Here is a 5,890-nt window from a genome sequence, read left to right on the forward strand (position 1 = left end):
CGGTGCCATCCCGGGCTCTGCCTGTGCGGCCGCCGGCTCTTTCGATGCCGTCCCCGACCCTGCCTCTGCGGCCCCTGGCTTTCCGGATGCCGTCCCCGGCTCTGCCTCTGCGCCCCCCGGCTTTCCGGATGCCGTCCCCGGCTCGTCCGGTGCGGCCGTCGACGTGGCACATCCGGTCGGTGCGCTGACCGGCTCGGACGACGACCGCCCCGCTTCCGGGCCGCAGCCCGTCCAGCAGCAGATCACCCTGCGCGGCCCGGCCGAACTGGCCGACGCCCTGCCGTACATGCTGGGGTACCACCCGACCGACTCCATCGTGCTGGTCGCCCTGCACGGTGACCGGGGCCGGTTCGGCGGCCGGGTGCGGCTCGGCATCCCGCGTTCGGCGCGCGAGTGGCCCGCCGTCGCCGACCAACTGGCCGAGGCGCTGGTGGAGGGCGGTGAACGGCGCGGCACCCGGCCGGACGGCATCGTGGCGTTCCTCTGCCAGGATCCGGCCGAGGGCGAGTCCCCGCTGCGGGTCATGGAGCGGCTGCGCCCCCTCGCCCAGCGGCTGCGCACGGCCTGCGGGGCACTCGACGTGCCCGTGTACGAGGCGCTGTGCATCTCCGCCGGCCGGTTCTGGTCGTACTGCTGCCCGGACAGCCGGTGCTGCCCGCCCGACGGCACCCCGCTGGTGACGCCGGGCACGTCGGTGATGGCCGCCGCCGCGACCTACGCGGGCATCCAGGTCCGCGGCTCGCTGAAGGACATGGAGGCACGGCTGCGGCCCTGGCAGCGCGGCACCCGGAACGCCGACGCGCAGTTGCGGGCGCTGGACGACGCCGGGGTGGCCCTGGTGCCGGCCATTCTGGGCGAGAAGGGCCGGGACGGAGTGTGCGAGGACACCCTGCTGCTGGCCCGGGCCCTGATCCGGCGGCTCGACCAGAGCCCGCCCGGAGGCGACCGGGCCGCCGCCGACGCCCGTGACGACGGGCTCCTCACCCACGACGAGGCGGCCCGGGTCATCCTCGGGCTCCAGGACCGGCTGACCCGGGACCGCGCGGCCGAGTGGATGGAGGGGCCCGACGCGGCACCGGCGCTGCGGCTCTGGCGGGCGCTGGCCCGCCGGTGCGTGGGTGCCTACGTCGAGCACTCGGCAGCTCCGCTGACCCTGGCCGGCTGGGTCGCCTGGTCCACGGGCGACGAGCCCGCCGCCCGGATCGCGCTCGGCCTGGCGCTGGAGGTGGACGCCGAGTACGTCTTCGCCAGGCTCCTGCACCAGGCCTGCAACGAAGGGCTCGACCCGGAGTCGCTGCGCCGGTGCCTCAGGACGGAGCGTGACATCCGGACGGAGGCGGGCGCGGACGACACGAAAGCGGACGCGGGTGGGGCGGAAGCAGGAGCCCCGAGGCGGCCGCGCGACCGCGGGCCGCGCCGCCCCGGGGCAGGCGGGTCGGCGGCTCGGAGGATGGCCGGGCTGCGGCCCGCGGTCCGCTCCCCGCTTGGTGCACCGACCCGGACGGCTACCGGTCCGGGCTCCGGGGGCGGCCGGGTGAGGAGCCGGAGCGCCGGTCAGAACCGGCCGGCCGACCCCACCGGTACCGAGTGATACCGCTGGGCGCGGCCCGAGGAAGGGCGGGGCGAGCCGTCGTCGCCCAGGGCCGGCAGCTGAGGAGGGCTGCGGAGCCGCCGCAGCCATAGGAGGAGGGAGGAAGCGTGCAGCCGCCGGAGCCGCCGGAGCCGCCGGAGCCGCCGGAGCCGCCGGAGCCGCCGGAGCCGCCGGAGCCGCCGGAGCCGAGGGGCCGCAGGAGCGGAGGAGGGAGCGCCGGAACCGCCTGGCCGAGGGGCGGAGTGAGCGGTGGCCGGAGATCGCCGGTGGGTGGGATGGAGGTAACCGGAAGGCGTGTTTATCGTCAGGAAGACGACTATGATGCGCGGCATGTCGCCCTACGACCCCTCGGCATTCCCGCCCTTCGCCGTCACCGTCGACCTCGTGGTGCTCACCGTGCGCCGGCACGCGCTGTGTGCGCTGATCGTCCGACGCGGGGAGCAGCCGTACCAGGGCCGTTGGGCGCTCCCAGGCGGCTTCGTGCGGGAGGACGAGGACCTCGGCGCGGCGGCGCGCCGCGAACTGGCCGAAGAGACCGGGCTGTGCGCCCATGACGCGGGCACGCCTCCGCCCGAGAACGGCGGCGGCGCGCACCTCGAACAGCTCGCCACCTACGGCGACCCCGGCCGGGACCCCCGGATGCGGGTCGTCAGCGTCGCCCACCTCGCCCTGGCGCCCGACCTCCCGGCGCCCAGGCCGGGCGGCGACGCCAACAGCGCCCGCTGGTCCCCGGTGGGGGAACTGCTCGACGCGGAAGCCGCCGTGGCCCGGGAGGACGAGTCCTCGGCCTCGCTCGCCTTCGACCACGGGCGCATCCTCGCCGACGGCGTGGAGCGCGCCCGGTCGAAGATCGAGTACTCCTCGCTGGCCACCGCGTTCTGCCCGCCCGAGTTCACCGTGGGCGAGCTGCGCCGGGTGTACGAGGCTGTGTGGGGCGTGGCCCTCGACCCGCGGAACTTCCACCGTAAGGTCACGGGCACCCCCGGCTTCCTGGTGCCGTCCGGAGGGACGACGACCCGGCAAGGCGGCCGTCCCGCACAGTTGTTCCGCGCCGGTGGCGCCACGCTCCTCAACCCGCCCATGCTGCGTCCCGAGGCCTGACACACCTGGCCCGCAGCGGCCCGAACTGCACCTTGAGTCCTGAATAGGGCGTTATGTTGTCGCGGTACCGACCCGCCCTGCCGCGGCGCGCCCGCCGCCGAGCGGTTCCCACCTCCGCGGGAGACGCGATGCTCCAGGCCATCGGACTGACCAGTACCCGCCGCGGGGACCTCCCGCTCGCGGTGGACGACGTGACCTTCGAGGCCCGCCCCGGCGAGGTCACCGTGCTCCTCGGCCCGCGCGGATGCGGCGGGACCACCGCCCTGCGCATGATGCTCGGCCTTGAACCGGGGCGCGGGATCACCTACTTCCGTGGTCGGCAACTGCACCGTGTCGCCCATCCGGCACGGGAGGTCGGCGTCCTCCTCGGCGACGTGCCCGGCCACCCGGCCCGTACCGTGCGCGGCCAGCTCAGGATGCTCTGCGCCGCGGTGGGCGTCCCGGCGTCCCGGGCAGACGACATGCTGGACATCGTCGGGCTGTCCGCGCTGCGGGGGCAGCGCCTGGGGAGCCTCTCGCTCGGCATGGACCGCCGACTCGGCGTCGCCACCGCCCTGTTGGGCGACCCCCACACCCTGCTGCTCGACCAGCCGTCCGCCGGACTGGCGGCCCGCGACGCCCACTGGCTGCACGGACTTCTCCGGGCCCACGCCGACCACGGCGGCACCGTGCTGTACACCACCGCCGATTCACGGGAGGCGGCCCGGCAGGCCGATCACGTCGTCACCCTGGAGCGGGGGCGGTTGACGGCCGACCAGGACGCCGCCGCCTTCGCCCGCACCCGTCCCCGCCCCCGGGTCTCGGTGCGCACTCCGCACGCGGCCCGGCTGGCCGTGATCGTCAGGAGGGAGGCCCGGGCCGCCCAACGGTCCGTGGAGGTGGTCGCCGAGCCCGGCGGCAGGCTGTCGGTCTACGGCGCCGACTGCGCGTCCGTCGGCGAGGCCGCGTTCCGGCACGGCGTACTGCTCCACCGACTTGCCCACGAGGAGGGGGACTGCGAGAAGGCGGACGGCGCGGAGGGAGAGGGCGCTGAGGGGTATGGCGCGGACAGGGAGGGTGTGGAGGGGACCAACGGCCCGCGCGAGGAGGGGCAGAAGACCGACGAGGGGCCTACCGCCACCCGGGCCGACGTCCCGCTACCCGCCGTGACGGCATCGGCATCAGCAGCGGCGTCGGCGACGGTGTCCGCGCCCAGAGCCGGAGACGGGGCGCGACCGCTCGTGGCGCTGCCCGTCGGGCGGTCGGCCGTAGGAGGGCATACGGGGGGGAAGGCGGCGGCGCCGGTTCCGCAGCGCAGGGCCCGGCGGGGGCCGATGCGGCCGGTGCGCTACGAGTTGCGACGGATGGCAGGGGTGCCCAGCACCGCGGTGACCCTCGCCGTCGGACTCATCGCCTCCGTTGCCGGCGCGGTACTGCTGGCCCGGTTCCAGGGCGTGCCGCTCACCACCGCCCTCGCCGCCTGGCCGGAAGTGCTGCCGCTGCCGCCCGCCGCGTTGGCCGCCGGACTCCTCGGCGCGCTCTCCTTCGGCGACGAGTACCGCCACCCCGCGCTCTGCACCGGGCGCGGGATCGTCCCGCGCCGGGTCGGCCTGCTGCTCGCCAAGCTGCTCGTCACCGCGGGGGCGGCCGTGCTCACGGCGACGGCCGCCGCCCTGGCCGACTTCGGCGCGCTGAGGCTGGTGTACGGCGCGGAGGCCGTCACCGTGCCCGGCAACTGGCCCGTGCTCGTGGCGACGTGGACCGCGCTGTGCGTGGGCTGCGGCTGGGCCGGGCTGCTCGCGGCGGGCGTCTTCCGGGTCACCGCGGCGGGCGTCGCCGCCGTCCTCGCCGTACCGGTCGTGGTGGCCCCCCTCATGCAGTGGGCGTTCGTCGGCCGCTCGGTCCGCTCGCTCGGCGGCCTGCCGGGCCGGCTGCGGGAACTGCTCTGGCCGCGCTGGCCGTTCGACACCGACACCGCCCTGCTGGCGGTGGCGCGTACGACCGCTCAACCGGTGGGCGCCGCGATGGTGCTGTCCCTGGCCGTCCTGACCTGCGCCTATCTGCTCACCGGACGCCGGCGCGGGGCCCGTTGGTGATCGAACGCCGAACGGATGTGCCCCGACCTGTTCTCCAACGAAGCGGGAAAGTCCGGGAGATCGCCTGAAACCTTACGCTCTGGCGTCAATGGATGAACGAGCGCCGATCACCCTTTCGTGTGCTTTTCACTAAAGACCTCAAGGGCGGTGGAACCGACGCCGACAAAGGATGCGTGAACTCCCTTGCGCACACCATGATGACCGCCGCCCGCCCCGTGGACAGCCTGACGGCGTCCGGCGGACTGGACCGATACCCCTACTCCGACAGCCCTGTTGCCGACCGGGTCGCACCGTCCGCCTGGGAGGGGGTGGACGGCGAGCTGGGACGCGTGGGGCGCCGCGCCGCCGGCAGCCGCGGCCGCGGCCTGCACGGCCAACTCGTCCAGCAGCTCGGTCAGATGATCGTCTCCGGCGATCTCGGTGCGGACCGACCGCTTGTCCCCGAGGAGATCGGGCAGCGTTTCGAGGTGTCCCGCACCGTGGTGCGCGAATCGCTGCGCGTACTGGAGGCGAAGGGGCTCGTCAGCGCGCGCCCCAATGTCGGCACCCGGGTCCGCCCGGTCAGCGACTGGAACCTGCTCGACCCGGACATCATCGAGTGGCGCGCCTTCGGTCCCCAGCGCGACGACCAGCGCCGCGAACTGGGCGAGCTGCGGTGGACCATCGAGCCGCTGGCCGCCAGGCTGGCCGCCGGCCACGGGCGTGAGGACGTGCAGCAGCGCCTCTCCGACATGGTCGAGATCATGGGCCACGCCCTCGCCCAGGCGGACGCCCTCACCTTCTCCCGCGCGGACGCCGAGTTCCACGGCCTGCTGATCCAGCTCGCCGGCAACCGCATGCTGGACCACCTGTCCGGCATCGTCTCCGCCGCCCTACAGGTCTCGGGCGCCCCGGCCACCGGCTGCGACCGCCCCAGCGAGTCCTGCGTCGCCCACCACGCGCGGATCGTGGACGCCCTCGCCGCCGGTGACGGCACCGCCGCGGAGACCGCGATGCGCCAGCTTCTGATGGTGCATCCCGAGGTCGAGCGGGTCGTCCCCGCGCCCCGCGAGCACTGACCGGGCGCGAACCGGGCGGAGGGGCGGGGACGACCCGCTCGACCTCGGGATGCACCATCAGAAGC

The 5,890-nt window shown here is 75.1% G+C and carries 4 protein-coding genes; all 4 read left to right on the plus strand.

Going from position 1 to position 5,890, the window contains the following annotated elements:
* Positions 1 to 184 precede the first annotated feature (184 nt).
* The 4 genes from C6N75_RS23660 (at position 185) to C6N75_RS23675 (ending at position 5,825) form a co-directional block, all read left to right on the plus strand.
* Positions 185 to 1,591, plus strand: a complete 1,407-nt coding sequence (locus C6N75_RS23660) for a DUF4192 domain-containing protein (protein ID WP_258177573.1) — start codon at positions 185 to 187, stop codon at positions 1,589 to 1,591.
* A 330-nt stretch (positions 1,592 to 1,921) separates the two neighbouring features.
* On the plus strand, positions 1,922 to 2,692 hold the full coding sequence (locus C6N75_RS23665; protein ID WP_105870925.1) for an NUDIX hydrolase: 771 nt from the start codon (positions 1,922 to 1,924) through the stop codon (positions 2,690 to 2,692).
* A gap of 128 nt (positions 2,693 to 2,820) precedes the next feature.
* Positions 2,821 to 4,767 carry an ATP-binding cassette domain-containing protein gene (locus C6N75_RS23670; RefSeq protein ID WP_105870922.1) on the plus strand — a complete coding sequence of 649 codons (1,947 nt, stop codon included), beginning with the start codon at positions 2,821 to 2,823 and terminating at the stop codon, positions 4,765 to 4,767.
* 173 nt (positions 4,768 to 4,940) lie between these two features.
* On the plus strand, positions 4,941 to 5,825 hold the full coding sequence (locus tag C6N75_RS23675; RefSeq protein WP_105870923.1) for a FadR/GntR family transcriptional regulator: 885 nt from the start codon (positions 4,941 to 4,943) through the stop codon (positions 5,823 to 5,825).
* Positions 5,826 to 5,890 lie beyond the last annotated feature (65 nt).

Origin of the sequence: Streptomyces solincola, assembly GCF_002982015.1 — a bacterium.
GTDB lineage: Bacteria > Actinomycetota > Actinomycetes > Streptomycetales > Streptomycetaceae > Streptomyces > Streptomyces solincola.

Excerpts from the sequence above, each read along its gene's own strand:
- C6N75_RS23665 (WP_105870925.1), top strand. The coding sequence starts at position 1,922 with ATGTCGCCCTACGACCCCTCGGCATTCCCGCCCTTCGCCGTCACCGTC.
- C6N75_RS23670 (WP_105870922.1), top strand. The coding sequence starts at position 2,821 with ATGCTCCAGGCCATCGGACTGACCAGTACCCGCCGCGGGGACCTCCCG.